At 65.7% G+C, this 26,175-nt stretch carries 19 protein-coding genes; 7 read left to right on the top strand and 12 right to left on the bottom strand.

What is annotated here, in order from left to right:
- Positions 1-5: 5 nt before the first annotated feature.
- The 8 genes from U1R88_RS17250 to U1R88_RS17215 form a co-directional block, all read right to left on the bottom strand.
- Entirely contained in the window at positions 6-647 is a 642-nt protein-coding gene (locus U1R88_RS17250; RefSeq protein ID WP_068291125.1) for a LysE family translocator, read from the bottom strand.
- An 88-nt stretch (positions 648-735) separates the two neighbouring features.
- On the bottom strand, positions 736-2,799 hold the full coding sequence (locus U1R88_RS17245) for a mechanosensitive ion channel family protein (RefSeq protein ID WP_322432351.1): 2,064 nt from the start codon (positions 2,797-2,799) through the stop codon (positions 736-738).
- A 366-nt stretch (positions 2,800-3,165) separates the two neighbouring features.
- On the bottom strand, positions 3,166-3,894 hold the full coding sequence (locus tag U1R88_RS17240; RefSeq protein ID WP_322432350.1) for an FkbM family methyltransferase: 729 nt from the start codon (positions 3,892-3,894) through the stop codon (positions 3,166-3,168).
- A complete protein-coding gene (locus U1R88_RS17235) occupies positions 3,891-4,994 on the bottom strand; it encodes a radical SAM/SPASM domain-containing protein (protein ID WP_322432349.1) in 1,104 nt (367 codons plus the stop codon). Before U1R88_RS17235 ends, U1R88_RS17240 begins: the two co-directional genes overlap by 4 nt.
- A 225-nt stretch (positions 4,995-5,219) precedes the next feature.
- Positions 5,220-6,887: an adenylate/guanylate cyclase domain-containing protein gene (locus U1R88_RS17230; protein ID WP_322432348.1), complete on the bottom strand. Its 1,668-nt coding sequence runs from the start codon at positions 6,885-6,887 to the stop codon at positions 5,220-5,222.
- 185 nt (positions 6,888-7,072) lie between these two features.
- Entirely contained in the window at positions 7,073-8,248 is a 1,176-nt protein-coding gene (locus U1R88_RS17225; RefSeq protein ID WP_322432347.1) for an aminotransferase class V-fold PLP-dependent enzyme, read from the bottom strand.
- Positions 8,249-8,489: 241 nt separating this feature from the next.
- Positions 8,490-8,936, bottom strand: coding sequence for a cyclic nucleotide-binding domain-containing protein (locus U1R88_RS17220; RefSeq protein WP_322432346.1), 447 nt, complete (start codon positions 8,934-8,936; stop codon positions 8,490-8,492).
- 177 nt (positions 8,937-9,113) lie between these two features.
- Positions 9,114-11,798 (bottom strand): ABC transporter transmembrane domain-containing protein, encoded by a 2,685-nt coding sequence (locus U1R88_RS17215; protein WP_322432345.1) that lies wholly within the window; start codon positions 11,796-11,798, stop codon positions 9,114-9,116.
- 372 nt (positions 11,799-12,170) lie between these two features.
- Between U1R88_RS17215 and U1R88_RS17210 the strand changes: the two genes are divergently transcribed.
- The 5 genes from U1R88_RS17210 to U1R88_RS17190 are packed head-to-tail and all read left to right on the top strand — an operon-like array spanning position 12,171 to position 18,471.
- Positions 12,171-13,421, top strand: a complete 1,251-nt coding sequence (locus U1R88_RS17210) for a glycosyltransferase family protein (RefSeq protein WP_322432344.1) — start codon at positions 12,171-12,173, stop codon at positions 13,419-13,421.
- Positions 13,422-13,476: 55 nt separating this feature from the next.
- On the top strand, positions 13,477-14,775 hold the full coding sequence (locus tag U1R88_RS17205; protein ID WP_322432343.1) for a glycosyltransferase family 4 protein: 1,299 nt from the start codon (positions 13,477-13,479) through the stop codon (positions 14,773-14,775).
- The gene (locus tag U1R88_RS17200) at positions 14,772-15,332 is read left to right on the top strand and encodes a class I SAM-dependent methyltransferase (protein ID WP_322432342.1); all 561 of its coding nucleotides are present in this window, start codon (positions 14,772-14,774) and stop codon (positions 15,330-15,332) included. The genes U1R88_RS17205 and U1R88_RS17200 overlap by 4 nt, the downstream gene beginning before the upstream one ends.
- Positions 15,275-16,441 (top strand): 2Fe-2S iron-sulfur cluster-binding protein, encoded by a 1,167-nt coding sequence (locus tag U1R88_RS17195; protein ID WP_322432341.1) that lies wholly within the window; start codon positions 15,275-15,277, stop codon positions 16,439-16,441. The genes U1R88_RS17200 and U1R88_RS17195 overlap by 58 nt, the downstream gene beginning before the upstream one ends.
- Positions 16,438-18,471 (top strand): mechanosensitive ion channel domain-containing protein, encoded by a 2,034-nt coding sequence (locus U1R88_RS17190; RefSeq protein WP_322432340.1) that lies wholly within the window; start codon positions 16,438-16,440, stop codon positions 18,469-18,471. The genes U1R88_RS17195 and U1R88_RS17190 overlap by 4 nt, the downstream gene beginning before the upstream one ends.
- A 42-nt stretch (positions 18,472-18,513) precedes the next feature.
- On the opposite strand, the gene U1R88_RS17185 is transcribed toward U1R88_RS17190, so the two are convergent.
- The 4 genes from U1R88_RS17185 to U1R88_RS17170 form a co-directional block, all read right to left on the bottom strand.
- Positions 18,514-19,131: a class I SAM-dependent methyltransferase gene (locus U1R88_RS17185; RefSeq protein ID WP_322432339.1), complete on the bottom strand. Its 618-nt coding sequence runs from the start codon at positions 19,129-19,131 to the stop codon at positions 18,514-18,516.
- Positions 19,101-20,069, bottom strand: a complete 969-nt coding sequence (locus U1R88_RS17180) for an SDR family oxidoreductase (protein WP_322432338.1) — start codon at positions 20,067-20,069, stop codon at positions 19,101-19,103. The genes U1R88_RS17185 and U1R88_RS17180 overlap by 31 nt, the downstream gene beginning before the upstream one ends.
- Before the next feature lie 4 nt (positions 20,070-20,073).
- Positions 20,074-20,934 carry an SDR family NAD(P)-dependent oxidoreductase gene (locus tag U1R88_RS17175; RefSeq protein WP_322432337.1) on the bottom strand — a complete coding sequence of 287 codons (861 nt, stop codon included), beginning with the start codon at positions 20,932-20,934 and terminating at the stop codon, positions 20,074-20,076.
- An 81-nt stretch (positions 20,935-21,015) separates the two neighbouring features.
- Entirely contained in the window at positions 21,016-21,585 is a 570-nt protein-coding gene (locus U1R88_RS17170; protein WP_322432336.1) for a TetR/AcrR family transcriptional regulator, read from the bottom strand.
- 577 nt (positions 21,586-22,162) lie between these two features.
- Between U1R88_RS17170 and U1R88_RS17165 the strand changes: the two genes are divergently transcribed.
- A complete protein-coding gene (locus tag U1R88_RS17165; protein ID WP_322432335.1) occupies positions 22,163-24,799 on the top strand; it encodes an ATP-binding protein in 2,637 nt (878 codons plus the stop codon).
- Positions 24,796-26,001, top strand: coding sequence for a response regulator (locus tag U1R88_RS17160; protein WP_322432334.1), 1,206 nt, complete (start codon positions 24,796-24,798; stop codon positions 25,999-26,001). Before U1R88_RS17165 ends, U1R88_RS17160 begins: the two co-directional genes overlap by 4 nt.
- Positions 26,002-26,175 lie beyond the last annotated feature (174 nt).

The following is a 26,175-nucleotide window of genomic DNA, read 5'->3' as shown; positions in this document are numbered from 1 at the left end:
CCCCGTCAGCGGGTCTGCGTGGTCAGAATCTTGAAGGCGAAAAGCCCGAAGACACCGGCGAAGGTGAAGTCGATGCCGCGCAAGACCCGCGGGCGTGCCTTCAGCCACGACACCACCTTCTCAGCCCCGAGAATCAATAGAAACGCAAACGGCAGATTGATGGCAATGAAATAGAGTCCCAGAAAGAAAAGTTTTTGAGAGGCATGCGGGTCGGCGGCGTCGACGAATTGCGGCAGGAAGGTCAGGAAGAACAGCACGACCTTGGGATTGGTGAGGTTGATGCCGAGCCCGACCATGAAAGTGGGCCAGAAACCGGCATCCTGCTTGCCTTCGTCGCGCACGTTTAGGGCCGAGCCGGAGCGGATGGCACCATAGGCGAGCCAGAGCAAATAGAGTGCGCCGACAATCTTCAGGGCGGTGAAGGCAGTGGCCGAGGCCGCCAGCACGGCCGACAGGCCGACCGCGGCGAAGAAGGTGTGGAACAGGCAGCCGACCTGCGTGCCCAGCATGGCGGCGGTGCCGCCGCGCCGGCCGCCGGAGATGGTCTTGGCGAGCCACAGGCTCATGTCGGGGCCGGGCGTGATGAAGAGGAATACGCAGGCAGCCGAATAGAGGGCGAGCGTATGGAGATCGGGTAGAAACGTCATCGCGACAATCCGTCGGCACGAGCAGGGTCCGTGTCTGCTACACCCGGACGCGCCTTTGGGAAAGGGTTAGGTGGCTATCCTGACGGGCCTATCCGGCCGCGGCGGGAGGCAAGGCCATGGCGGCATTGACCGCGGCGCCGAGCGCAGCCCGCCCCTCGCCATCGAGCGTACGCACCGCCACCGTACCGGTGGAGAACTCGATGCCCTGCTCGGGCAGCAGGCGGACCAGGCGCTTGAGCGCCTCGCGCTGGATGAAGGTCGGTTTGTTCGGTTTGACCGTGAATTTGAAGCGGACGACGATGGCGTTGTCGGTGATGTCGAACACGCCCTGCATCTTCAGTGGGGTGAGGAACTCCTCCTTCATCTCGGGATCCTCGAGCATGTCCTGGCCAATCTTCTTGACCGCCTTGCGCAGCTTTTCCAGATCGGTCTCGCGGGCGAAGCGCAGCGGGAATTTGATGGTCGCCCAGTCGCGGCTGTAATTGGTGACCTGGCCGAGCTGGCCATAGGGGATGGTGTGCACCGGCCCGTTCTGGTGGCGCAGGCGCAGGGAGCGCAGGGTGAAGCCCTCGACGGTGCCCTTGGCCTTGCCGACATCGATATATTCGCCGACCCGGAAGGCGTCGTCGATGAGGAAGAAGACGCCCGATACCACGTCCTTCACCAGCGTCTGCGATCCGAAGGAGATGGCAAGGCCGAAGATCGAGGCGCCCGCGATCAGCGGCGTCACGTTGACGCCGAGCTGGGACAGGACGGTCAGCACGGCGAGGATGGCGATGGCGATGGCCAGGCCGATGCGGAAGACCGGCATCATGGTGGCGATGCGCGAGGCGGTGGAAACCGGTGCGTCGTCCTCGCTGTCAGCGGCGCCAGGCAGGGCCGTCCCGCCGCGGCCTGCGGAATACCGGTCGGTGATGTAGCGCACCAGTTCCCAGGCGCAATAGGCGATGAAGGCAGTCAGTCCGGCGGAGAAGAGGTTGCGCGCCACCCTGTTGAAATCGTCGCCGGCCATGACGCCGCTGACGTCGACGGCCCAGGTGCGGCCCAAAGCCCCGATCGCCAGGATCAGGACACCGAAGCGGGCGCAGCGTGCCAGCGCCTCGGCGCCCCTGGGATGAATCAGGTGGACGCCGTCGGCCTGGTGCTGGAGCATGATGCGGATGCGGTGCACCAGGGATTCGATGACCAGCAGCGCCACCAATATCGCCAGCGTCAGCATCAGGGCGCCAGAGATGCGCGACTGGCCGGCCACGGCCGCATAGATATCGGCGGTGACGAACAGGGCGAAGAGCAGCATGGCCCCGATGAACCAGTGCTTGGCGATCGCGGTCTTGACCGGGCTGGCATGGGCGGGATTGGCGACGCCGATGAACCAGCGGCCGATCGGGCCGTTGAGGCGGATGCAGACGGCCACCATGCCCAGCATCATGATCACGGCACCGTAGAGCTGGGCGGTTCCGACCGCCAGAGGCGGGGATTGCAGGGCGCGCAGCACATCGGCCAGCACGGCGTTGAACAGGAGCAGCAGGATCGCGAAGGAAGCGCCCCGATAGATCGCCCGCGCATCGGCATCCCCGAGATCGGGCAGGCGGGCCTCGGGCAGGCGGGGCTGCAGGGTAAAGCGGAACACGGCCTGGAGCAGACGCCAGATCAGCATGGTCTTGAGCATGGCGATGGAGAAGCGGGTCTGCGGGAGATCGCCCATGAAGCGAGCGGCCTCGCTGGCGTTGCCGACGATCCACAGCGCGATCAGGGGCGGCAGTTCAAGGGCGCCGAGGCCGAGCAGGGCCCGGATGCCATGCAGCCCATGCATCCGGATCACCAGGCGCCGCCGCAATGGCGCCAGCAACAGCCGGACCACCCATTCTGCGGCCAGCGCCGCCGCCAGCGCGCCGATCAGCAGCAGGAAATAGCGGCCGAGGCTCCTGCCATTGTTGAAATCGGCGTCGAGCCGGGTGGTCAACTTGCCGAATTCGGCCCAGAGGGCCGGCAAACCGGTGACCAGGCCGCCGACATGCATGAACATTTCGGTCTGCTGGGCACTTGCCATCTGCATGCCGCTGCCGTCGGGGCTGGGCGGGGCGGGTTGGGCCCCCTGGGCCTGCAGCTTCTTCATGACGGACTGGCTGATGGCCTCCACCATCGTGTCCATCTGCTGCTGGCTCATGGCGGGAGGGGCTGGGGTGGCAGAAGAAGGCGTTCCCTGCGCCCAGCACGGCCAGCTGGCCAAGGCGAAAACCATGAAGAGCCAACGCAAGCCGCCAGGCAGTCTCAAGACGAACGTCCTCCCAAGGCGTTTTGCGATTTGCCGGTTACGCCGAGAATCGCAAAGACGCTATAGCCAATCCCGCTGGATTGGCTGGAAACACAGGGCTGGAGCAAATGAGCGTTCAGCCGCGAACGCGCCTTGCCCAGGCGGCCGAGCGGCAGTCGCACATAGCGCGTGCTGCCGACCGGATTGCAACCAATTCACGACACAGGCGGAGGAGCCGGTCAATGGCCCCGTCCCGGCAAATCGCTACTTTCGCGTTGCCAGCACAGTGGAATTGACCTGCCGGGATATTGGCGCCCCCTCGCAATCGAGGCTTTGCAGCCTGTAGGCGGCAAGTGCCGACTGGGCCGTCGCCGTCAAGGCTTCGATCTCATCGGCCGTACGGCCTGATTTGGCGAGCAGGCGGGGATGGAAGGCGATCAGCGCTGCCACGGTGCGCGGGCCGAGGAGCGAAGCCAGATGCGGCAGGAGCTGATACTCGGCTCCCTCTACGTCCATCTTGAGCACGAGGCGCTCGGCATCGCCCGCCATGGCCGCGATGTCGGTGGGCAGGATGGCGTGCGCGTCCCACAGCGCGGCGCCGCTGTCGGCTGCCAGGATGCTGCCCATGCTGTCGCCGGGCTTTTTGGGAGAGCCCAGCCTGACACGTCCCGGCGTCGGAGATACCGCGGCATGGTGGAGGCGGATACGCGATGTCAGCACCGGATTGGCGGCGATATTGGCGCTGATGAGTTCGAAGGCGCGTGGATCGGGCTCAAAGGCAAGAACATCGGCCCCGAGTGCAGCGGCCGTCAGGGTGATCGGTCCGATCCAGCCGCCGATATCGATGAACAGCGTGCCGGGACCGGCCAGCGCATGCACGCTCGCCAATGTCTCGGGTTCCCAGGCCCCGCTCTCGGCCTTGTCCCAGAAGCCGTCCTTGTCGTCGGCGACGGCGAAGCTCGCGCCGGCGACGTTCCGCAACCGGGTGTTCACGCCGCTTTGCTCTGCAGCTCGACGGCCCTCTGCCGGCGCAATTTGTTGAGCTTGATCTTGAAGCCCATATTATCGGCGTTGGAATAGGAGCAGCTCTGGCAGATGTCGAACTGCTTGGTATAGCCATGGCGCCTGGCCTTGGCCGCCTCGTCCGACAGATAGGCCTGCTTGAAGCCGACCTTGTCGACATTGGGCAACTTGATCATGCGGTCATAGTCGATGCAGCACAGGCCGAGGTCACCTTCCCAGAACACCACGGTCTGGTAGAGCGGCACGTCGCACAGGAGGCTGATCTTCTCGTTCTGGTGGCGCTGCAGATCGTGGTTCTTCGGCACGAGGTGACCGTATTTCGTCTGCTGGTCGTCGTCGGTGTAGGAGCCGAGGCTGAAGGTCTTGAAGCGTACCTGGTCGAAGCCGATATTGTCGGCCCATTCGACCATCGCGTCGATCTGCTTCTCCGAATAGGAGGTCAGCAGCGTCTGTAGCACGGTCACCGTCTTGGTATTGCCGAGGCGCTGCTTGATGGCGAGGAAGTTCTCGATATTGGCCTTCACCTGCTCGAACTTCGAGCCGACGCGATAGGATTCCTGTGCCTCGGCATCGAAGCCGTCGATGCACAGATTGATCCGGCCGAGCCCGGCCAGCAACATCTTCTCGATCAGTTCGGAGGAGAGCTTGGTGGCGTTGGTCGAGACGAAGGTATCGTGCCCACGCTCGTTGGCATAGGCGATCATCTCGGGCAGGGCCTTGTTCATGGTCGGCTCGCCGGAGAAATTGAAATACATCGCCGGCTTGAGCGGTTCGTCGACGAAATCGTCGACGATCTGCCGGAAGATCTCCATCTTCATCAGGCCGCGCGGGCGCGTCATGGCGAAGGTGACCGGACAGACCGGGCAGCGCAGATTGCACGAATTGGTGACGTCGACGACGATGATCGTCGGCAATTTCTTGAAATACCGAAGCGGAATATGGCTGGCGGCGTAGGTGAACGCCTTGCGGGCCAGGGGCGACTTCTGGATCTGGTCCGTCACCCTGTCGCGCACGCGGTGCAGCAGCTTGGGGGCGGCGGACTTGGTTCCAATCGCAGTCAGGTCAAGCACGGTCTTCTCCATTGGGCACACCGGGTCAAGGCCGGTGGCTTGAGCCCGTGTGTAGCGCAGATTTGGCGGGAGTGCGACAGGCCGTGCTCAAATTCGAGTGATGGTGGTTGAGGCGAGATGCGGCGTACCGAATGCCGGAAAAAGGCTTGTCGGTCTGTGCCGGGAGGCGCCAAGACCCAGCCTGGAATTGCCGCCCGGAGCGGGATGTTGCAGGGCTTCGGCCCCTCACTCCGCCGGCACAGGTGTTTCGTCGAGCGTATAGAGCGTGATCGGCTTGTCGCGGCCGACGATATGCAGATGTTTGCCGTTCTGGCGCCGCAGTGACATGCCCGACCGCTGCATCGTTTCTTCGGAAATCAGGCAGTCGGTGAGATAGTCCTTGGTGGCGGCCTCCAGCCGGCCGGCGATGGTGACGGTGTCGCCGAGCGCGACCAGGCGCATGCCGCGCTCGCTGTCGCCGACGCGGGCAATGATGGCGGGGCCGGAATGGATGCCGATGCCCACCCTCAGGGGGATCGAAAGGGCCGCCCCGAATTCGGAGTTGAGGCCTTCCACGCTCTTGAGCATGCCCCGGGCCGCCCTGATGGCATCGGCGGCGCCGCGGGAGGGCTCGTCTCCCAAGCCGAAGACCGCGATCAGCCCGTCAGCGGCAAAGGCGTCGACCCGCCCGCCATGGGCCTCGGCCGCCTGAGTCATTTCCTGCACGAAGCGATTCATCAACAGCACGATATCGTAGGGAATCTGCAGCCGTGTCATCGCATTGAAGGCACGGATGTCGACGAAGAGGGCAGTGATTTCGCGTTCGGCCCCCCAGCGATAGAGATCGTCGCCGCTGCGCCCGCGCATGCCTGTCGGTACGATCGGCAGCAGGATCTGGACGGAGATATCATGGTCGGGACGAAGCTGGCAGGCAAGGCGCACATTGGCGGGCGCCGAGATGCGCTCCAGCATGGTGCGCTCGGCCTTGCTCGGGGCCGGGAGGGTGCTCGCATCCGAGGTAACGGCGACCCGGCAGGTCGAGCAGCGCCCGCGCCCGCCGCACTGGGCCGGGTGGGGGATGGCATTGGCGCGGCTGGCTTCGAGCACGGTGGTGCCGCGCGGGATCTTGAAGGTGCCGTGGCCGACATAGCGGATGGAGACCGTGCCGGACCGCAGCCGCAGCAACACCCTGAGAATCATCACCAGCGCGACGAAGGCGATCACGGCGGCCAGGCCGAGCAACAGCCATTGGCCGGCGACCAGCAGGGCCATGGTGTGGTCGGCCGCGATCGGCGAAGGCGTGCGTCCGGCTGCCTCCAGCTCTCGGCTGGCGGAGAAGAAGCCTGCCAGGGCCAAAGTAGGCAGCATGCCCATGCCCAGAATCAGCAGGTCGCGCCAGCGAGCATAGAAAGACCGGCTGCGCAGCACCTGGCCGATACCGATGCAGCCATGCGTCCAGGCACAGAGCAGCAGCAGGATCTGCTTGGCCGGCCCGCCCTGCCAGATCCGCGTCAACACCTCGCCATAGCTTTCGCTGTAGCCGTAGAGCGAGGTGATGCGGGTGCCCAGCACATGGGAGATCAGGAAATAGGGAATGGCGAGGCCGAGGGCGATCTGCACCAGTTCCTCGAGCGGCATGCGCGAAATGCGCCGCGTGGTCAGGCGCTTGAGGGCGAGCGTGGCATGGGTCAGCAGCGCTCCGTAGAGGAGCGCGGTGCCGCCATAGGATTGCCAGGCCCAGATGCGCCAGCGCTGCACGGCCTCCATGGTCGTCACGCCGAACACGCCGAGGGCATGGTTGAGCAGATGGGTAGTCACGAAGGCGAACAGCACGACGCCGGCCCATAGCCGCAATTCGCGCTCCCGCGGCAATCGCCACTCGATTTGCCCGGGTGCGCTCTCGGTGTCGCTCATGCGGTCGAACTCGTGAAGATGAGTGCCGGGATGCGGCAGTCGGTCAAAGGGGGCCTGTGCGGGCCTGGCAGCAAAGCCCGTTTTAGCGAAAACGCAATTTTACTCTAGCTCTTTGTTTCGACGCGACTTTGCGATCCGCGGCCACCCTCCGCCATTCCGGCCCGCAGACCGGTGGGAACCTGCCGTCAGCGCATCTTCTCCAGCAGTGCGAGCAGGGCGTCGATCTCGTCCTCGCTGTTGTAGTAGTGCGGCGATGCCCGCACCAAGATCGGCAGATGGCGGGCGAGCGCGTCGAGCAAGGTGCTGCCCGGCCTGGAGATGCTGAGATTGATGCCGGCTTCGGTGGCGCGCGTGCGGACCTCGTCCGCCTCCAGGCCGTCGACCGCGAAGGAGACGATGGCCGCCGGATTTGGGCCGAGATCGAAGACGTGCAGGCGCGGGAGCGATCGCAAGCCCGCCCGCAGCCGTTGCGCCAGCGCCTGGCAGCGATCGCGAATCGCCTCGATGCCGACGGCGAGAGCATAATCGGTAGCGACGCCGAGGCCGAGCCGGGCGGCGTAGTTGTTCTCCCAGCTTTCGAAGCGCCTGGCGTCGTCTCGCGGGCGATAGTGGTCCCTGTCGATCCAGGTCGCGCCGAAATGGTCGATCATCGGCGGCTCGAGCGCGAGGCAGAGCTCGCGGCGCACATAGAGGAAGCCGGTGCCGCGCGGCCCGCGCAGGAATTTGCGGCCCGTTGCCGACAGCATGTCACAGCCAAGGGCCTCGACGTCGACGGGCATCTGCCCCACTGCCTGGCAGGCATCGAGCAGATAGGGAATGCCATGGCGCCGGGCCACGGCGCCCACGGCGGCGGCGGGGTTGACCAGTCCGCCATTGGTGGGAATCCAGTTGATGGCGATCAAGCGGACCCGGTCGTCGATCATGGCCTCGAGCGCAGCGGGGTCGAGCACGCCGTCGGCATCGTCGGGAATGACCTCGATCACTGCGCCGGTCCGCTTGGCGACCTGCAGGAAGGCGACGTAATTGGCGCCATACTCGGCCGTGGTGGTGAGGATGCGGTCACCGGGCCGGAAGGGAAGGGCGTAGAATGCCATCTGCCAGGCGACGGTGGCGTTCTCTGTCAAGGCGATCTCGTCGCGGGCACCGCCGACGAGGCGCGCCAAACTGTCATAGATGCTGTCGAGGCGGGCTGCCGATTCCTCGGCAGCCTCGTAGCCGCCGATCTCGGCCTCGCGCCGCAGATAGGAAGCCATCGCATCGACCACCGGCGCCGGCATGAGGGCCGCGCCGGCATTGTTGAGATGGATGCGGTTGGCAACGCCGGGAGTTTCGGCACGAAGGCGGTCGAGCGTTAGGGTCATGATGGCTCCTCGGGCGTCTTTCGATCGGGTGGAGGCATCGAAGCGCAAAGATGTGTCGAAACGCAATCGAAACCAAACGGCGCGTCAGCGCGCTCGGTTCCAAGGGAGAGCATGGCGCCATGGGCGCAACCGGGTCCCAAGCCCAGCTGTTGCGATGCAAGCAATTACGGATACACTTGCCAGACGACGAACAGCCGCCACGATATCGTGGCGGCAGGGCGTACCGTCCGTGTGCGGCAAGTCAATGCGTCAGGATGCGGGCATCCTGCGTTGCGATCTGCATGACGCGGCGTGCCAGTTCCTTGGCGATCGACATCGAGAACTGCGGATTGTCCTGCATCATGCGCAGCAGGCAGTCCTTGTTGATACGCATGACCGAAATGTCGGTATGGGCCCGCGCCGAGGTGAAGCGGCGTGCGTCGCAGAGGACCGCGACTTCGCCGATCATGGCGCCTGGGCCTTCGGTGCCAATGGCCATGAGATTCTCGCCGTTCTGGGCGAGCAGTTCGACGTCGCCCTTGAGAATGACGTAGGCGGCATCAGGAATCTCGCCGACCTTGAAAAGATAATCGCCTTTCTCGAAGGTCAACTGCTCGCTCATGCAGGCGAGCAACCTCATCTTACACGGGTCGATGCCCGTGAAGATCGGTGCGTTCCTGATGGTTTTGACTTCCAGATCGAGATCCAAGGTCCCTCTCCCCGCTCAACCCTGGAGCAAAGCGCGCTCAAGTGTGAACGCCCATTTGCTCTAGCTCCTTGTTCCGACGCGCCTTTGCGATTCGAGGTGACTCCCTCATATCGCAAAACGCTTAGCAACCCCTCGTTGAGCAATCGAGGCAAAATCCAGATGCAATCCAAGCATCATTTAGGCACTCTGCGCAAGAGTAACAATATCGCGAGTGACGATTCTTGGCCCATCGAATTCGATGATCCGGTCGAATCCCTCGGCCTGGCCGCTGCTCGCGACGGTTGCAATCAGCGTGCGCCCCTGCATGGCGTTGCGCACACCGTGGAGAAGCTCCTCCGCCTCCGAGCTGGAAAAGGCCAGAAGAGCATTCTCCATCACCAGAATCTGGGGATTTGCGACCAGAGCCCGGGCGATGGCGATGCGGGCGCGCTGGGCCGGCTGCAGCTGCCAGCCATTCTTGCCGACCTCGAAATTCAGCCCCAGCGCGAAGATATCCTTGTCGAGCCCGAGTTCCTCGACCACGCCGCGCGCCAGCGCATAGACCCGCTCCGGCGCATTGGCGATGCCGTAGCTGATGCGCCCGAACAGGATGTTGTCGCCCACCGGCGCGGCGCGCATGTAGCGCGCGGGATCGTAGAACTCGATCTCGTCGCTGTATTGCGATGGCAGGTGGTTACGGAAGCTGTGGCGCGCCCGCAGCGCCCGAGCCGTGAAGGCCTCGGTGATCAGGCCCAGGCGATGGCGCGGCTCGATATAGGCCAGGCCCGCACCGAGAAGCCGCGTGCGCGCCGAGGACGAGAGGGCTCGCGTGGTACCGCGCGCATGCACGGAATCCACGATTTCCTGGAAGCGCGGCAGGTCTTCGGGACGAATCGCCGAATAGCGTTCGAACACCGGATGCTCGGGCGGCAGGCCGGCGAAGGTCTCCACAGCCATTTCCGCCACGCGCAGGCCGAAATCGATCAGGGGCTCCAGCAGGGCCTCGGCCTCGAGGATGGAGCGCATGAACGGGTTGCGCTGCAAGCTGTCCATATGCAGCTTCTTGCCCTTGGGCACACCGAAGAGCAGGTTTTCGCCGACCGAGGCGCCGGCATTGTAGAGCTGCGGGTCGAAGGGGTCGACCAGATGGGACATGCCCTTGCTTGCCAGGCGCTCGCGGACGACCTGGCGTGCCCGCACGAAAGGCTCGAGGAAGGCGTCGCTGTGGCTGTCGTCGAAGCGGCCACGTACACCGAAGCGGTTGATGTCCGCGAAGGCGCCGGCAGCGTCGAGTGCCCTGCGAATCGCCGCATCGACCTCCTGGGGGCCGGCCACGCCGAGAGCCTGGTAGTCCGTCCAGTCGGCGTCGGCGGAGACCAGGGGATTGCCGGAGCGGCGAGCCTCCAGGAAGGTTTTGTATTGCACATTGTCGGACACCAGCACCGAAATGTCGCCGAGGGAGGGCGGGCGGCGCTGGGCGGCGAACAGGATGTTGTCGCGGATCGAGCCGGGCGAGAGCAGGGGATCGGGGCCGACGAAGGACAGGATCTGGCTGAGTTCGAGGTCGGAGAAGGACGAGATCTCGGCTTCGCCGATCGTCACGCTGCCCTGATAGGCCAGGAACTGGCGCCCGAGGATGCGGGCCAGGATATCGCGGCCTGCCCCGGCCGGCCCGACCAGGGCGATATGGCCAGGCCGTTCCAGGGTGAGGGAGAGGCGGTCGAGCAGCGAGACGCCGCGGGCATCCTGCACGCTCACCGAGGTGAGCTGGATCGGCGTGTCGGCGGGCGGAATTTCCTTGGCCTTGCCATTGGCCGGGGGCAGCAGGCGTTCCGGCGAGAACTGTGCCGAGACCTGCTCATATTTGACCTGCACGTCCTGGCGCTGCTGGTCCCAGGTGATGAGGTCGTTGATGGGGGCAGGAAGATCCTTGTAGGCATTGATCACGGCAACCAGGGAGCCGATGCTCACGGTGCCGATCAAGGCGAAATAGCCGCCTGCCGCATAAAAGATGAAGGGCGTGAGCTGGGCCAGGAGGTTGTTGAGGAACTTGACCGCGAATTTGCGGCGGAACAGGTCGGCACGAATCCTGTAGAGGCCGCCGAGCCGGTCACCGATTTCGGCCTCGACATAGCGCGTGGCGCCGAAAGTGTGCAAGGCCGGCGCCGTTTCGATCGCCTCGCCGATTCGTCCCGCGAGCTGGCGTGACGCCAATTGGCGCTCGCGGCCGAGGCGGATCTGTTCGCGCCGCAGGATCGGGATGATGATCGCCTGGGCCAGCACGACGACGAGGGCGGCCAGGCCCAGGCTCGGGCTCTGCATCATGATGAAGAGCAGGGCGGTGCCGGCCTGCGTGATCAGGAAGATCGGCTGGATGAAGGCGTCGCCGATGAAGCCACCGATCGGGTCGACCTCGTCCTTGATCATGCCGGCGACCTCGGCTGGCTTCAGCGGGGCGATGTCCTCAGGCCGGAAACGCATCAGGATCGAGAAGAGATCGAAGCGCAGGCGCCGCAGCATGCGCTCGCCCAAGATGCCTTTGCGAATGTTGATGACATATTTGAAGGCGCCATTGATCAGCACCAGCACCAGGAACCACAGGCTGAGGGCGAACAGGAAGGGGACCCGCGTGAGCTCGATGCCGTCGAAGACCCGCCAGGTGGTGCCGCCGAGGAAATCGGGCAGGGAAAGCGACATTTCGAACAGGCGCGCGGTCTGCTTGCCGCCCTCGAAGGCGCCGCCCTGGATCGCCTGGTTGACGATGTGCTTGGGGACTTCCAGCGAGATCCAATAGAAAGGCAAGGACGCAAGAATCACCAGCAGCAGGAAGATCTGCTCGCCGCGCGAGTGCCGCCAGACATATCGAAAGAGGCTAGGGTCCAACGGGTGACACCTGTTTCCAGTGTCGTGGAAGTAGGAGCTTGCAGGCCATCCGTCAACGAGGCTGCCATGTTAGCTGACAAAAGCTTGTTACATAACCATGTTTAGCGTTCATGCTTATGTGTCGCGCTGTCGGGGCTGGCAAGGCGTTCACGACACTGAGAATGCCGCCATCTGCCCGTTGTCGCTGCGACGCGGTATGTTTATGATGAACTTAAAGTGGTATCGGCCGGTGGCTGCGCCGCTTGGCTGGCCGTGCTGTTTGGCGCGAGCCGCCATACGGCATCGATCAGGATCGAAATGGGTATTAATGCGTAGAGCATCCAGCAAAGGCTCGGGGGGCTAGTCGTCATGTTGCATCAGCCCGGGCCGGGAATGTCCCGTCGCGCGCAACGCAGCTCCGGCGGCCCGCGCGTGATGATCTACAGCCATGATACGTTCGGCCTCGGCCATCTCAGGCGCTCGCGGGCCATCGCCAATCGCCTGGTCGAACGCCACCCCGACGCCTCGATCGTCATCATCTCCGGCTCGCCGGTAATCGGCAGCTTCGAATTCGGCGACGGGGTCGACTATGTGCGCGTACCGGGCGTGGTCAAACATGCCGACGGCAACTACACCACGCTCAGCCTCAACCTGTCGCTCGACGAAGCGGTGGCGATGCGCGAGGGCATCATCCTGCAGACGGCCCGCGCATTGAAGCCGGACTTGGTGATCGTAGACAAGGAACCTACCGGTTTCCGCGGCGAATTGCTGCCGGCGCTCGAGGAACTGCGCCGGGCCGGCGCCCGGATCGTGCTCGGCGTGCGCGACGTGATGGACGAACCCTCGGTGCTAGCCCCCGAATGGGAGCGCAAGGGCGCCGTCGACGCGCTCGTGCGCTATTACGACGACATCTGGGTCTATGGCCTGCGCGAGATCTACGAGCCGCTGGCCGGACTCGACCTGCCCGAGCATGTCCACCGGCGCATCGTCTATACCGGCTTCCTGCGCCGCGAACTGCCACCCCAGCCGCAATTGATCCGCTATCCCAGGCTGACCAAGGGCCCCTTCGTGCTGGTCACCACCGGCGGCGGCGGCGACGGGCATGAACTGGTCGACTGGGTGCTCTCCGCCTATGAGCGCGATCCCGGCATTCCGACGCCGGCTTTACTGGTATTCGGGCCGTTCGTCGCCCGCGACCGGCGTGGTCCCTTCATGGAACGTATCGCCCGCCTGCCCAATGTCGATGCCATCACCTTCGACGCTAAGATCGAGCATCTGATGGTGAAGGCCCAGGGCATCGTCTCGATGGGCGGCTACAACACCTTCTGCGAGATCCTCTCGCTCGACAAACGGGCGCTGATCGTGCCGCGCACCACGCCCCGGCGCGAACAGACGATCCGCGCCGAGCACGCCACCCGCCTCGGGCTGGTCTCCATGCTCGACGGCAACAACCTCAATCCGGGCGCTCGCCGCGATCCGCTGGAGATGGCGCAGGCCATCCGCAACCTGCCCAACCAGCCCTTGCCGTCCAAGGCCTTCTTGCCGCATCTGCTCGAGGGCCTCGACCGTATCGAGCAATTGGCGACGCCCTGGTTCGAGGCCAGGCTGAATGCCGTCCCGCTCGGCCGTGTGGCCGGGACCTGACCTTTCGCCGGGTGCACGGGTTGTCTCCGACCCGGCTTCTCCCCAACGGATCTTGATGTCTTCCACCCGCTCTCCCATCGCCATCGTCGTCAAGGGCTATCCCCGCCTGTCCGAGACTTTCATCGCCCAGGAGATCCTGGCGCTGGAGCAGGCGGGCTTTGCCTTCGAGATCTGGTCGCTGCGCCAGCCGACGGACGGGGCGGTGCACATGCTGAACCAGCAGATCAAGGCTCGACCGGTCTATTTGCCCGAATATCTGCATCAGGCGCCGCTGCGGGTGCTGAGGGGCGCGCTCAGTGCCCTCAGGCGTCCCAGGCTTTTCAAGCTGATGGGATTGTTCCTGCGCGATCTCCGGCGCGATTTCAGCGCCAGCCGCGGCCGCCGCCTCGGCCAGGCCCTGGTGATGGCGCGGGAGCTCGATCCGGCCATCCGCCATATCCATGTGCATTTCCTGCACACGCCGGCCTCGGTGGCGCGCTATGCCGCCCTGCTGACCGGGCGGACCTTCTCTTTCTCCGCGCACGCCAAGGATATCTGGACCACCACGGATTGGGAGAAGCGCGAAAAGATCGCCGACAGCCAATGGGGCGTCACCTGCACGCGCGGCGGGGTCGAGGCCCTGCAGCGCCTCGCGCCGGCGGATGATCCCGATCGGGTCAGCCTCGTCTATCACGGCCTCGATCTCGGCCGCTTTCCCGCGCCGCCGGCCGAACGGCCGTGGCGCGACGGCAGCAATGCCGAAGCGCCGGTCGAATTCGTCACGGTGGGGCGCGCCGTCGCCAAGAAGGGCTTCGATGACCTGCTCACGGCGCTGGCGCAACTGCCCCCGAGCCTCTCTTGGCGCCTCACCCATATCGGCGGCGGCGAATTGCGCAAGGCGCTGCAGGCCCAGGCCGAGCGGCTCGGCCTGGCCGATCGCATCATCTGGCGCGGGGGGCTGGCGCAAGGCGAGGTGATCGAGGCCCTGCGTGCCGCCGACCTGTTCGTGCTGCCCTGCAAGGAAGGCGAAAGCGGTGACCGCGACGGGCTGCCCAACGTGATCATGGAAGCGTCGACGCAGGCCCTGCCCATCCTTTCCACGCGTTTCGCAGGGGTGCCGGAATTCGTGCGGGAGGGCGAGGAAGGGCTGCTGGTACCGCCGGGCGATCCGGCGGCCCTCGCCGGGGGGCTGTGGACCCTGGCCACGGATCCGGCCTTGCGCCAGCGCCTGGGCGAGGGTGCCTATCGGCGCGTGCGCGAGGCTTTTTCCTTCGAAGCGGGCATTGCGGTACTGGCCGGCAAGTTCGATGGCGTGCTGGCGGGGCCTCGTGCGGCCGCCGTGCCGGCGCCGGTGCTGGCGGAGCAGCGCCCGTGAGCCGGCTCGACAGCTTCATCCGCCGGGTGAGCGCCCAGCGCGACGTGCTCGACCATGTCTGCGGCCTCGTCGCTGGCCTGCCCGGCCCGGTGCTTGAACTCGGGCTCGGCAATGGGCGGACTTTCGACCATCTGCGTGAAAGATTGCCTGGCCGCCGCATCGTCGCCTTCGACCGGGCGCTCGGGGCGCACAAGAGCTCGATCCCCTCCGAGGAAGACCTGGTGCTCGGCGAAATCCGGGAAACCGCCGCCCGCTTCGCCGGCATCGGCGCCGCGCTGGTGCATGCCGACATCGAGACCAATTATGCGGAGGTCGATGCGGAGACGGTGCTCTGGCTGCCGCCGGTGGCGGCTGGCCTGCTGCAGCCCGGCGGCATCGTCGCCAGCGGCCTTCCTTTGCAGCATTCCGCGCTCCCAGGAAAAGGCGTCATCGCCGAGATTGAATCTTACGGATTTCGTAGGATGATGGCGGCACTGAACTCAAGCGGCAGGCGGGTCCCTTGTCGGCGCTTCCCCTTTCCCAGCACATGCGCCCGCTGCAGCGACGGCTGCGGCTGATCGCCGGGCTCGTACTGCTCGTCTTCGTGACGATGCACCTCGTCAACGCGGCCCTCGGCCTGATCTCCATCGAGGCCATGGAGCAGGCCAAGCCGTTTCTGCAATTGCCCTGGCGCACCATGCCGGGCCTGGCGCTGCTGTCGGCCGCGGCAGCGGTGCATGGCGTCCTCGGCCTCATGGCGATTGCCAAGCGGCGGAGCCTGGCCTTGTCGCGCACGGACTGGGTGCAGATCGTGCTGGGCCTGCTCGCCACGCCCCTTTTGATCAACCACATCCTGTTCGCACAGGTGTTCAGCCTGATCGATGCGGGCTTCAAGCCCGATTTCGGCCTGGTGCTGGCGGCCTACTGGCATTTCGCCCCGGCCAATGCCCTCTTGCAGGTGCTCGCCGTGGTTGTGGTCTGGGTGCATGGCGCGGTGGGGCTCTATACCTGGCTGGTGCTCAAGCCGGTCTGGCGGCGCCTCGGCCTGATCCTGACGCCGCTGTTCTTCATCCTGCCGGTGGCCGCCCTGCTCGGCTTCGTGCAGGGCGGCAAGGATGCCATGGCCAGGCTTGCCGCCGAGCCCGAATGGCAGGCGGCGATCGCTGCCAGCATGGGGCGTTTCGGCGCGGCGCAGGCCGAGATTGCCACTATCCGCGACGCCACCCTGCTGGCCTATGCCGGCCTGGTGCTGTTGGCCTGCGGTGTGATGCTGAGCCGTGTGCTGAAGAACCGGCAGCGAGTGGTCGGCGTGCATTATGACGGCAATCTTCTCGCCCAGGGACGGCCCGGCCTCTCCCTGCTCGAGATCAGCCTGTCCAGCGGCATTCCCCATGCCCATGTCTGTGGGGGCCGCGGCCGGTGCGGGACCTGCGTGGTCGCCGTCGACGAAGGGGAGGCCAATCTGTCGCCGATCGGTGTCGACGAACGGGCGACGCTTGCGCGCATTCATGCCGGTGCCGGCCAGCGCCTGGCCTGCCAGGCCCGATTGCTGGGTGAGTCCGTTTCGATCAGCCGCCTGCGTCCGGCCCATGCCGACGTCACCGCGGCACGCGATCCTGCGGGCTGGACGGCGGCTTCGGCCGGCGGGGCCATATCGCAACCCATCGCGTCTCAGGCCGCGCCATGAGGATACGCAGCATCCTTTCTATCCTGGCAGGCGCTTCGATTGCCAGCCTGGTCCTGCAGCGGGCGCAAGCGGAAACGCTCGCCGCTGCCGCGCTGATCCAGGACCAGACGGTCCCGCAGGGGCAGCTTTCGGCCTTCGTGGCCAGCCTGCTGCAGGCTGCCAAGCATCGTCTCTCCGGCATTGCCAACAGTCTCACCCTGGCACCCGGCGAATTCGCCCGCCTTGCCTCGGACGTCTCCACCGCGATGCCGACCGGCAACGGCATCGTCACGCTGACTTATGGCCTCATCCTGCTCATCGTCGGCGCGGGGGCCGAATGGCTCTATTGGACCTATGCCACGCCGGCGGTGATCGCGCTGGAGGCGGCTGCCGTCACGAGCCGCCGCGAGGCTTTCAGCCTCGCCATGCGGCGCCTCGGCCTGCGGGCTTTTGGCCTGGTCCTGTTCGTGGTGGCCATTGTCGGCGCCGCCGCTTATTTCGATTGGCCGTCCGGTTTCGACGGCTTCGTGATCGCCTCGATCCTGCTCATCGTGTTCGTGCGCCTGGCCTGGCTCATGGCGGACATCATTGCCGCGCCCGGCCATCCGCAATTGCGGCTCGGCGACATCGACCCCGCCCGGGCCAAGCGCTTCGTGGCTGCCTTTGTCGGCATGGGCTTCCTGCTCGCCCTCAGCCATCTCCTGCCCGAACTCCTGGAATATGTCGCCGGCGCGCCGCATGCGGCTTCAACGGTGCGGGTGATCGCCGCCACTCTGATCACGGTGATCGTGCTGGCCGGCGTTCTGACCGGGTTGAGACGGAGCCGGGCCGTCGTCAGGGCAAGCGGCCGGCTGCTGCCGCGATTTCCCTATGGCTTTCTCGCCGCCGCGCTGATCCTCGGTATCTACGGCGTCTGGCTGGCGGCCGGCTCGACGCTCGCGACGTTGCTGGCGATCCTGGCCATCGTCGCGGCGGTGCAGATGCGGCTCAGGCGTTGGGTGTTCTTCTTCTGGCCCGAGGAGGTGACGCCGGACGGCAACACCATCGGTGCCGGCCTGCTGCCGAACATCGTGCTGGCGCTGTCGCGCTATGTCGTGGTGCTCACCGGCATCGCCGCCGCCCTCCTTGCCCTGGACGCGCCGATGCGCAACATGGCGGGCAGCGACAGTCCGCTGATGCGCTTCGTGCTGCACCTGCTCGGCGTCGCCGGCCTGGCGCTCGTGGTCAATGTCGGCTGGGTCGCCATCCGCGAATTGATCGATCGGCGCCTGCGTGCCATCGGGCCCTTCGACCCGCATGCCGAGCCCGGCCCCAATGCGCGCCTGCGCACCCTGCTGCCCTTGCTGCGCATGACCAGCGCCATCGTGCTCCTGGTGCTGCTGGTGCTCTCCGCCCTGTGGACGCTGGGTATCGAGATCACCCCGCTGCTGGCCGGCGCCGGCGTGCTCGGCCTCGCCGTCGGCTTCGGGGCCCAGGCTCTGGTGCGCGACATCATCGCCGGCATCTTCTATCTGGTCGAGGACGTCTTCCGCATCGGCGAATATATCGAGAGCGGATCGAGCACCAAGGGCACGGTGGAGCGAATCACCCTGCGTACCGTCGCGCTGCGCCACCACAATGGCCCATTGCATTTCGTGCCCTATGGTTCGCTCGGCACGGTGCGCAACAATTCGCGCGATTGGGTGATCGAGAAGTTCAACCTGCCGCTGCCGGTGGGCGTGGATTCCGAACAGGTGCGCAAGCTCATCAAGAAGGTGGGCGAAGGAATGCAGGCCGATCCCGATATCGGCCCGCTGATCCGCGAGCCGCTGAAAGCCAAGCTCTACCGCATCGATCCCGGCATCAAGATCTTCCGCTGCAAGTTCCAGACCGCGCCGGGCAAGCAGTTCGACGTGCGGGCCGAGGCCTATAAGCGCATCGAGGTCGCCCTGCAGGCCGCCGGCATCCGCTTCGCGGACGGAATGCAGACCGTGGTGATCCCGGGCTCACAGGTGAGCCCGGGATCACAAGGAACACCGGTATTGCCGGGCGGGCAGCCGGCCGTCGCCTGATGATCAGACGCTGCGGCCACCGCCATTGCCACGGCGCCTTGCTCAAATGCGTTTTGCTCTCGTGATCCGGTAGACTGCGGCTGGCGGCAGGTTCCAGAGGGCGCCTCCGATGCGTTTTGCCTGCAGGCCGAAATCGGCGAGGACGGCGCGGGGAACCGGGCAGCGCGGACCATAGGTGAACTGGTAGAAGGCGCCATCCGGGCGCAGATAGTGGAAGGCGCCCGCCACGATATCCGCCACCTTGTCGGGCGGCGTCGACAGCAGCGGCAGGCCGCTGACCACGGCACCGACGGGACGGCCCTGATAAAGCGCATGCCGGGCAAGATGGGCGGCATCCATCGACAGGATGCGAGCACGGGGGAAGCGGCGTTCCAGCATGCGGGCAAAGTCGGCGCCGAATTCGATCAAGGTGAGATCGCCTTCGGCGATGCCGCGTGCCAGCAGGGCGCGGGTGAACACGCCGGTGCCCGGGCCGAGTTCCAGCACGGGGCCGTGCGCCGGCGTGATCTCGCGGGTCATTACCCGGGCGAGCGCGTCGCTGGAGGGCGCCACGGCTGCCACGCGCAGCGGGCTGGCGATCCAGGCCCGGAAGAAGCGGGAGAAATCGGCACAGGACGTGCCGGGATCGGTCAAACGAAGCTGGGCTGATGGTTCGGCCATGTCACACCTGTCAGTTCTTCGGAAATGGTCCAGAGGCGGGCTGCGAGGGCGGGGTCGCGAGCCTTGTCGCCGACCCTGGCGTCCCCGACCGGCCCCCTGAGCTCGAACATATTCTGAGGACCGTAATAGCCTGACGGCAAGGCCTCGGGCGCTGTCGCTGCGAACAGCGTCGGCAACGCCCCCTCGGCGGCGGATTGGGACATCAGCGGCTGCATCAGCCTTGTCAGCCACGCCATCGGGTGGGGGCGGCTGCGGCCGAGGCGCGGTCCGCTGGTCTGCAGATCCGTGACAGCATAGCCGGGATGGGCGGCATTGCTGGTGAGGCCCCAGCCGAAGGCGTTGCTGCGCCGCTGCAGTTCGAAGGCGAACAGGATCATGGCGAGCTTGGACTGGGCATAGGCCCGCCAGGGCTTGTAGCTTTTACGCCATTGCAGGTCGTCGAAATGGATATCGGCCAGCAGCCGGTGAGCGCCGCTGCTAAGATTGACGACGCGGGGGGCCTTGCCGCGGCGTAGCAGGGGTAGCAGCCGGCCGGTGAGGGCGAAATGGCCGAGATAGTTGGTGCCGAACTGCAGTTCGAAGCCATCTCGGGTTTCGTGACGGACGGGCGGCGTCATTACGCCGCCATTGTTGACGAGAAGGTCCAGCGCATCCTGTTCGTCGCCGAGGCGGGCCGCAAAGGTCGCGACGGCGTCGAGATCTGCCAGATCGAGGTCTGCGTAGCGGATGGTGGCGGCGGGGCTGTGGGCGCGGATGCGGGCGAGCGCCTGCTGCCCCTTGGCTGGGTTGCGCCCGGTCAGCAGGACATCGGCACCCGTCCGTGCCAGGGCCAGGGCCGTCTCGTAGCCGAGGCCGCCGGTCGCGCCGGTGATCAGGACGCGCCGCCCCTTTTGGGGCGGCATGTCACGGGTGGTCCAGTCCAGGCTGGTTGCACTCATTGTGTCAGGCCCTCAGCAAGGCCGGAAGTTCGGCGCCGTCGAAGTCGGTGGAGGCGCTGACCTCGGCCCAATCTGCTGCGGCCTTCTGCCGGGCCGTCTCCGCCTGACGGAAGACGTGGAGCGCGTCACTGCCCAGGAGCAGGTGAGCCGGCAGTGTCTCGCGGGTGGAGATGTCGACGACGAGCCTGGCGATCTTCTCGGGGTCGCCGACCTCGTTGCCGACATAGGCCTTCATGCGCTTCAGGACCGCGCCGACGCTGGGCTCATAGTCGGGCAGGATGTCGCTGGCAGCGTCACGGGCCGTGTAACCCCAATCCGTGCGCATGCCGCCGGGCTCCAGGGCGATGACCTTGACGCCGAAGGGCGCGACCTCCTGGGCCAGCACCTCGGTGAAGCCGCCCACCGCCCATTTGGCAGCCTGATAGGCGCTGAGGCCGGGGGTGGCGACGCGTCCGCCGACGGAGGAGATATTGATGATGTGGCCGGATCGCTGGCTGCGCATCACCGGCAGCGCCACCCGGATCAAATTGACCACGCCGAAGAAATTGGTCTCGACCTGGGAGCGGAAGTCCTCCTCCCCGGTCTGCTCGAAGGGACTGAGATGGCCGAAGCCGGCATTGTTGACGAGGACATCGAGGCCGCCATAGGCCGCCACGGCAACGTCGACGCCGCGGCGGGCCATGGCCGGATTGGTGACGTCGAGCGCCGGATTGAGCAGGTTGTCGCCATAAAGCCGCTTGAGGTCGGCAAGGCGCTCCGGATCGCGTGCCGTCGCCACCACCTTGTTGCCGGCGGCCAGCGCCGCTTCGAGGATCGAACGCCCCAGCCCGCGGCTGGCACCCGTGATCAGCCAGATCTTAGACATGATTCACTTCCCGTTTCGGTAAATAAAGAGTGTGCACTCACTCATTTAACCTGTAAAACAGCTTCGTTTTTCAAGCCGCCGTCAGCTTCCCAGGCCGCTCCAGAAGATCTGGAAGCCGGCCTGCTTGTAGGCTTCCCGCCTTTCCGGATCGCGCGCCGTGAATTCCAGGGTCGTCTCCGCGAGCGCCTCGAAGGAGGCGCTCAGGAACGCCATGGGCTGGTCCTTGAGCGGGCCCAGCGCATGGGCCTGTTCGAAGGCAGCACTGACATCGCGGAAAGCCGCGCTGCCGGCCTGCCTGGTGGCCGGAGTGATGCGCTCGGATACGCCGAGTTGGCGCATGGCCTTGCGCTTCACCGGATATTTCGCGCCCCAGTCGATCCAATGGCTCCAGATGTGCCAGGCACGCTCCCTGATGCTGGCATCCGGGAGGAAGCCTTGCATGATGGTGCCGCCGAGTTCGGTCTTGAGGGTCAGATAGAGCTGGTTGAGCAACTCGTCCTTGTTGGCGAAATATTTGAACAGCGTGCCCTCGGCGATCTCCGCGCCTTGGGCGATCTTCGCCGTCGGCGCGCCGATCCCCATGGCCGCCACCAACCGGGTGGCGGATGCCAGGATCGCCTGGCGCTTTGCTTCGCTGAGGGGCCGTGCCACGGTTCGACTTCATTTGAGTGAGTACATGCTCATTTATAGGAATAGCGAGGCGCTCCGTCAAGATCCAAGATTGGGTTTCCGGCAGGGTGGACGTCTTCCGTAGGCATTAACTTGAGGCGAGGGGCGCGGCGCCAATCACCCCTTCGCCCCGTCTTTACGGGGAGAAGGTAAGGATGAGGGGCAGCTCGACCTCATAAATCACACCCTTGGAGCAGCCCCTCACCTCGATCCTCTCCCCGTAAGAACGGGGCGAGGGGGCTCATATGTCGAGCTTTATCGCCAACCGCCTCATCTTGCCCAACCCCTCAAGTCAGCGCCTGTGAACGCCTTCATCCGTGCTCCCGGAAATGGCGGGCGCCGCCTTGCGGTATCCGCGGGGGCGGATCACAATACCGACGCCGAGGGATGATACTGTCGGAGCGAAGGAGATTCGGCCGCTTCAATCCGGTAACACCGGGATCGCGGACCGTGTCGAGCCCGCCGCCGCCGCATGAAAGCGCCGCCCGGGCCGGGAGGGGAGAGGCATGTCTGACACGGTCGGCCTGAGGCGCAAGCGCCGTTCCGGGCGGGTCCTTTAGTGGACATTCCGCGCCTGCCTGCCTTGCGGTCCTACCATTCCTGGATCGCCAACGAGACGCTGGAGGACTATTCGCTGCGCTATGCGGCCAGGTCCTTCCGGCGCTGGTCGCCTTTCGTCATCGCCAATACGGCGCTCGGCGGCATTTCCTTCCTGGCGCTGGAGGCGATCGGCGGCACCATCACGCTGAGCTATGGTTTCGCCAATGCCTTCCCGGCCATCCTGGTCACCTGCCTGTTCGTGTTCGTGACCTCGACGCCGATCGCCTATTATTCGAGCCGCTACAACATCGACATGGACCTGCTTACCCGCGGGGCAGGGTTCGGCTATATCGGCTCGACCATCACCTCGCTGATCTACGCCACCTTCACCTTCATCTTCTTCGCCCTGGAAGGGGCGATCATGGCGCAGGCGCTGAAGCTCTTCGCCAATGTGCCGCTGGTGCTTGGCTACATCATCTCCTCGCTGGTGATCATCCCGATCACCTTCATGGGCGTCACCATGATCTCGAAGCTGCAGATGATCACCCAGCCGGTCTGGATCGCCCTGCACCTGCTCCCCTTCGTCTATATCGCTGTCGGTCATCCCGGCACGCTTGGCGAATGGGTTGCCTTCGCCGGCAGCGCGGCAGGCGGAGAGGGGTTCAATCTCCTCGCTTTCGGCTCGGCGATCGGCGTGCTCGGTGCCCTGTCGATCCAGATCGGCGAGCAGGTCGACTTCCTGCGTTTCCTGCCCGACAAGACCGAGGAAAACCGTTGGCGCTGGTGGACGGCGGTGATCGCGGCAGGGCCGGGCTGGATCGTGGTCGGCGGCTTCAAGATCCTGTGCGGCAGCTTCCTGGCCGTGCTTGTGGTCAGCTCGGGCCTGCCGCAGGCGACGGCCCTCGAACCGGTCCACATGTATATCAAGGCCTATGAATATGTGAGCACCGATACGGCCGTGGTGCTGGCCGCCGCCGTGGTGTTCGTGCTGATCTCGCAGGTCAAGATCAACGTCACCAACGCATATGCCGGTTCGCTCGCCTGGTCGAACTTCTTCTCCCGTGTCACCCACTACCATCCGGGCCGGGTGGTCTGGCTGATCTTCAACATCCTGATCTCGCTGCTCTTGATGCTGCTCGGCATCTTCCAGACCCTGGCGCTGGTGCTGGCCGTCTATTCCATCATTGCCTCGGCCTGGATCGGCTCGATCTTCGCGGATCTCGCCATCCTCAAGCCGCTCAAGATCAGCCCGCCCTTCACCGAGTTCAAGCGGGCCTATCTCCACAATTTCAACCCGGTCGGCTGCGGCTCGATGGCACTCGCCTCCATCGTCGCCGTGCTCTGCTTCATCGGCAGTTTCGGCACGTTGGCCGAGGCCTATGCGGCCCCGATCGCGTTCTTCACCGCACTCGTCAGCGCGGTCGCGATCGGCGTGGCGACCGGTGGGCGTTACTATCTCGCGCGCCCTCGGGAGGAAGTGGCCGCCCGCCGGCAGGCCATCGTCAAATGCGAGATCTGCGGCCTCGACTACGAGCGCCCCGACATGGTGCACTGCACCTTCTACGACCGGCCGATCTGCTCGCTGTGCTGCAGCCTGGATTCGCATTGCCATGATGTCTGCAAATCACCCGGCGGGGTGCTGGAGGACCAGCGCTCGCGCTATTTCGGGCGCACGCTGATCGGCAAGATCGCCCCGCATATGGGCCAGCGCCTGCTCAAGGTCGGCGGGGTGGGATTTGCGCTGACCATCGTTACCGCCGCGGTCTTCCTCATCACCTACCGCCTGATCGAACCCGGTGCCGAGGAGCCGCATCTCGACAGTGGCGCCTTGCTGCTCCGGGTCTTCCTGGCCCTGCTGCCGCTGCTCGGCATCGGCGCCTGGTGGATCGTGCTCTCGCATGAAAGCCGCGAACTCGCCGAGCGCGACCTCGTCGCTTCGCTGGGACGCCTGCACCAGGCCCAGCAGGAATTGGCGAGCAATGAACGCCTGGCGGCGATCGGCCAGATGACAGCCACGGTGAGCCATGAATTGCGCAATCCGCTCGGCACGCTGGTGACCTCGGCGGATGTGCTCAGGCGTTCGCTACGCGACGCCGGCGAGCCGGTGATGGGCGAGTTGCAGCGCCTGCAGCGCAATGCCTGGCGCTGCGTGCGCATCATCGAGGATCTGCTCGACTTCTCGCGCAAGCGCCCGCTGGTGCTCGCGCCGGTCGCCATCGATGCCTGGGTCCGCCAGCAGGCCGGCGAGCAGGAAGCGGCCATCCGCGCCCTGATCACCCTCGACCTCAAGGCGAATTGTGCCGTGCCTGCCGACGCCGAACGGCTCCGCCAGGCTTTTTCCAACGTGCTCGTCAACGCGATGCAGGCCTGCGAGGGCCGGGTACCGGACGAGGGAGCCATCACCATTTCCACGCGCCGGGAAGGGGAACGGATGGTGCTCGCCATCGCCGACAAGGGCAGCGGCATGTCCCCGGAGGTGGTCGATCGCATCTTCGAGCCCTTGTTCAGCACCAAGGCCTTCGGTGTCGGGCTCGGCATGCCGCTGGTCAAGCGTATCCTCGAACAGCATGGCGGCGAGGTCAGGGTCGAAAGCGAGCCAGGCGAGGGCGCGTTGATATCGCTGGTCCTGCCTTGTGTTCCGGCGGCCCGGCCATGAAGGACGAAGATAGCGAACTGCCGGCGGACATCATCGGCGCGTCGGGAACTTCCCCCGGGGGCGAGGAGGCCGGAACGCGCTGCGTGCTGATCGTCGACGACGACGTCGATTTTGCCTCCAGCCTCGCCGGCCTGCTGCGCCTGGAAGGCTACCACACCCCGATTGCCCATGACTCGGCGGCGGCCCTGGATATGCTCGGCCGCGAGCGTATCGCCGTGGCGCTGGTCGACGTCCGCCTGGGCCTCGGCGATGGCGTCGATCTCGTCCGCACCCTGCGCCAGCGCAGCCCCGATCTCGTCTGCGTGATGGTCACGGCCTATGCCTCGATCGAGACGGCGGTGGAGGCCCTCAAGGCGGGCGCCTATGACTACCTCTCCAAGCCCTTCTACACCGAGGAATTGCTGGCCCTGCTCGATCGCTGCTTCGAGCGCATCCGCCTGGTGGAGGAGAAGGGGCGGATTGCCGAGCGCCTCCGCCAGACCCAGCGCCTGGAGGCGATGGGCCAGCTCGCCAGTGGCATCGCCCATGACTTCAACAACATCCTGGCCGTGCTCTATTCCAACCTGCGCTGGCTGCAGGAACGGCTGGACGGCCAGCCGGAGCTGCATGAACTCGTCGCCGATGCGCTCGACGCCGCGCGGTCCGGCTCCGAGCTGGCCTCGCGCCTCCTCAGCTTCGGGGCCAGGCGCATGGACGAGACGGCGGTCGTCGATCTCGGCAGGGAACTGCCGCCCCTGATGCGGGTTCTCGCCCGCACGCTGGGCGACAGGGTGACGGTGGTTCTCGAGGTGGCGGAGGATCTCCAGCCGGTCGAGATTCCGACCGGCCAGCTCGAGCCGAGCCTGCTTAATCTCGCCCTCAATGCCCGCGACGCCATGCCCGAAGGCGGGCGCCTCGTCTTTGCCGCTCGCAACCTCCTGGTGGCGGCCGAAGATGCCCGCGTGGCTTCGGGGCTGCTGCCGGGCTCCTATGTACTGCTGTCGGCGACCGATACGGGACAGGGCATGCCGCTGGCGGTCCGGCGCAGGGCTCTCGAACCCTTGTTCAGCACCAAGCCCTCGGGGGAGGGCAACGGCCTCGGCCTCGCCATGGTCGATGCCTTCGTGCGCCAGGCCGGCGGGCGCCTCGGTATCGTCAGTGCGCCGGGCGAGGGCACCACGATCAATCTCTATCTGCCGCAGGCAAGGCGCGTGGGAGGTTGAGAAACCCCTCATCCGGCTGCCGCCACCTTCTCCCGCAAGGGGAGAAGGGGCCAAAATGCCATAGGTCGCGGCCGGTGGGCGCAACCGCTGATTCGCGCTGTGCTCACCCGATAAAATTCCTTCTCCCCTTGCGGGTGTCGTCAACTCTCTTGAGTTGACTAGAGGTCCCGGCAG

Source organism: Labrys sedimenti (genome assembly GCF_034424805.1).
Classification (GTDB): domain Bacteria; phylum Pseudomonadota; class Alphaproteobacteria; order Rhizobiales; family Labraceae; genus Labrys; species Labrys sedimenti.
Note: the sequence above shows the minus strand (reverse complement) of the source record. Positions and strands in the feature narration are given on the sequence as shown.

Excerpts from the sequence above, each read along its gene's own strand:
- U1R88_RS17160 (WP_322432334.1), top strand. The coding sequence starts at position 24,796 with ATGAAGGACGAAGATAGCGAACTGCCGGCGGACATCATCGGCGCGTCG.
- U1R88_RS17245 (WP_322432351.1), bottom strand. The coding sequence starts at position 2,799 with ATGGACACGATGGTGGAGGCCATCAGCCAGTCCGTCATGAAGAAGCTG.
- U1R88_RS17250 (WP_068291125.1), bottom strand. The coding sequence starts at position 647 with ATGACGTTTCTACCCGATCTCCATACGCTCGCCCTCTATTCGGCTGCC.
- U1R88_RS17185 (WP_322432339.1), bottom strand. The coding sequence starts at position 19,131 with ATGGCCGAACCATCAGCCCAGCTTCGTTTGACCGATCCCGGCACGTCC.
- U1R88_RS17175 (WP_322432337.1), bottom strand. The coding sequence starts at position 20,934 with ATGTCTAAGATCTGGCTGATCACGGGTGCCAGCCGCGGGCTGGGGCGT.
- U1R88_RS17210 (WP_322432344.1), top strand. The coding sequence starts at position 12,171 with ATGTCCCGTCGCGCGCAACGCAGCTCCGGCGGCCCGCGCGTGATGATC.
- U1R88_RS17230 (WP_322432348.1), bottom strand. The coding sequence starts at position 6,887 with ATGAGCGACACCGAGAGCGCACCCGGGCAAATCGAGTGGCGATTGCCG.
- U1R88_RS17190 (WP_322432340.1), top strand. The coding sequence starts at position 16,438 with ATGAGGATACGCAGCATCCTTTCTATCCTGGCAGGCGCTTCGATTGCC.
- U1R88_RS17225 (WP_322432347.1), bottom strand. The coding sequence starts at position 8,248 with ATGACCCTAACGCTCGACCGCCTTCGTGCCGAAACTCCCGGCGTTGCC.
- U1R88_RS17205 (WP_322432343.1), top strand. The coding sequence starts at position 13,477 with ATGTCTTCCACCCGCTCTCCCATCGCCATCGTCGTCAAGGGCTATCCC.
- U1R88_RS17180 (WP_322432338.1), bottom strand. The coding sequence starts at position 20,069 with ATGAGTGCAACCAGCCTGGACTGGACCACCCGTGACATGCCGCCCCAA.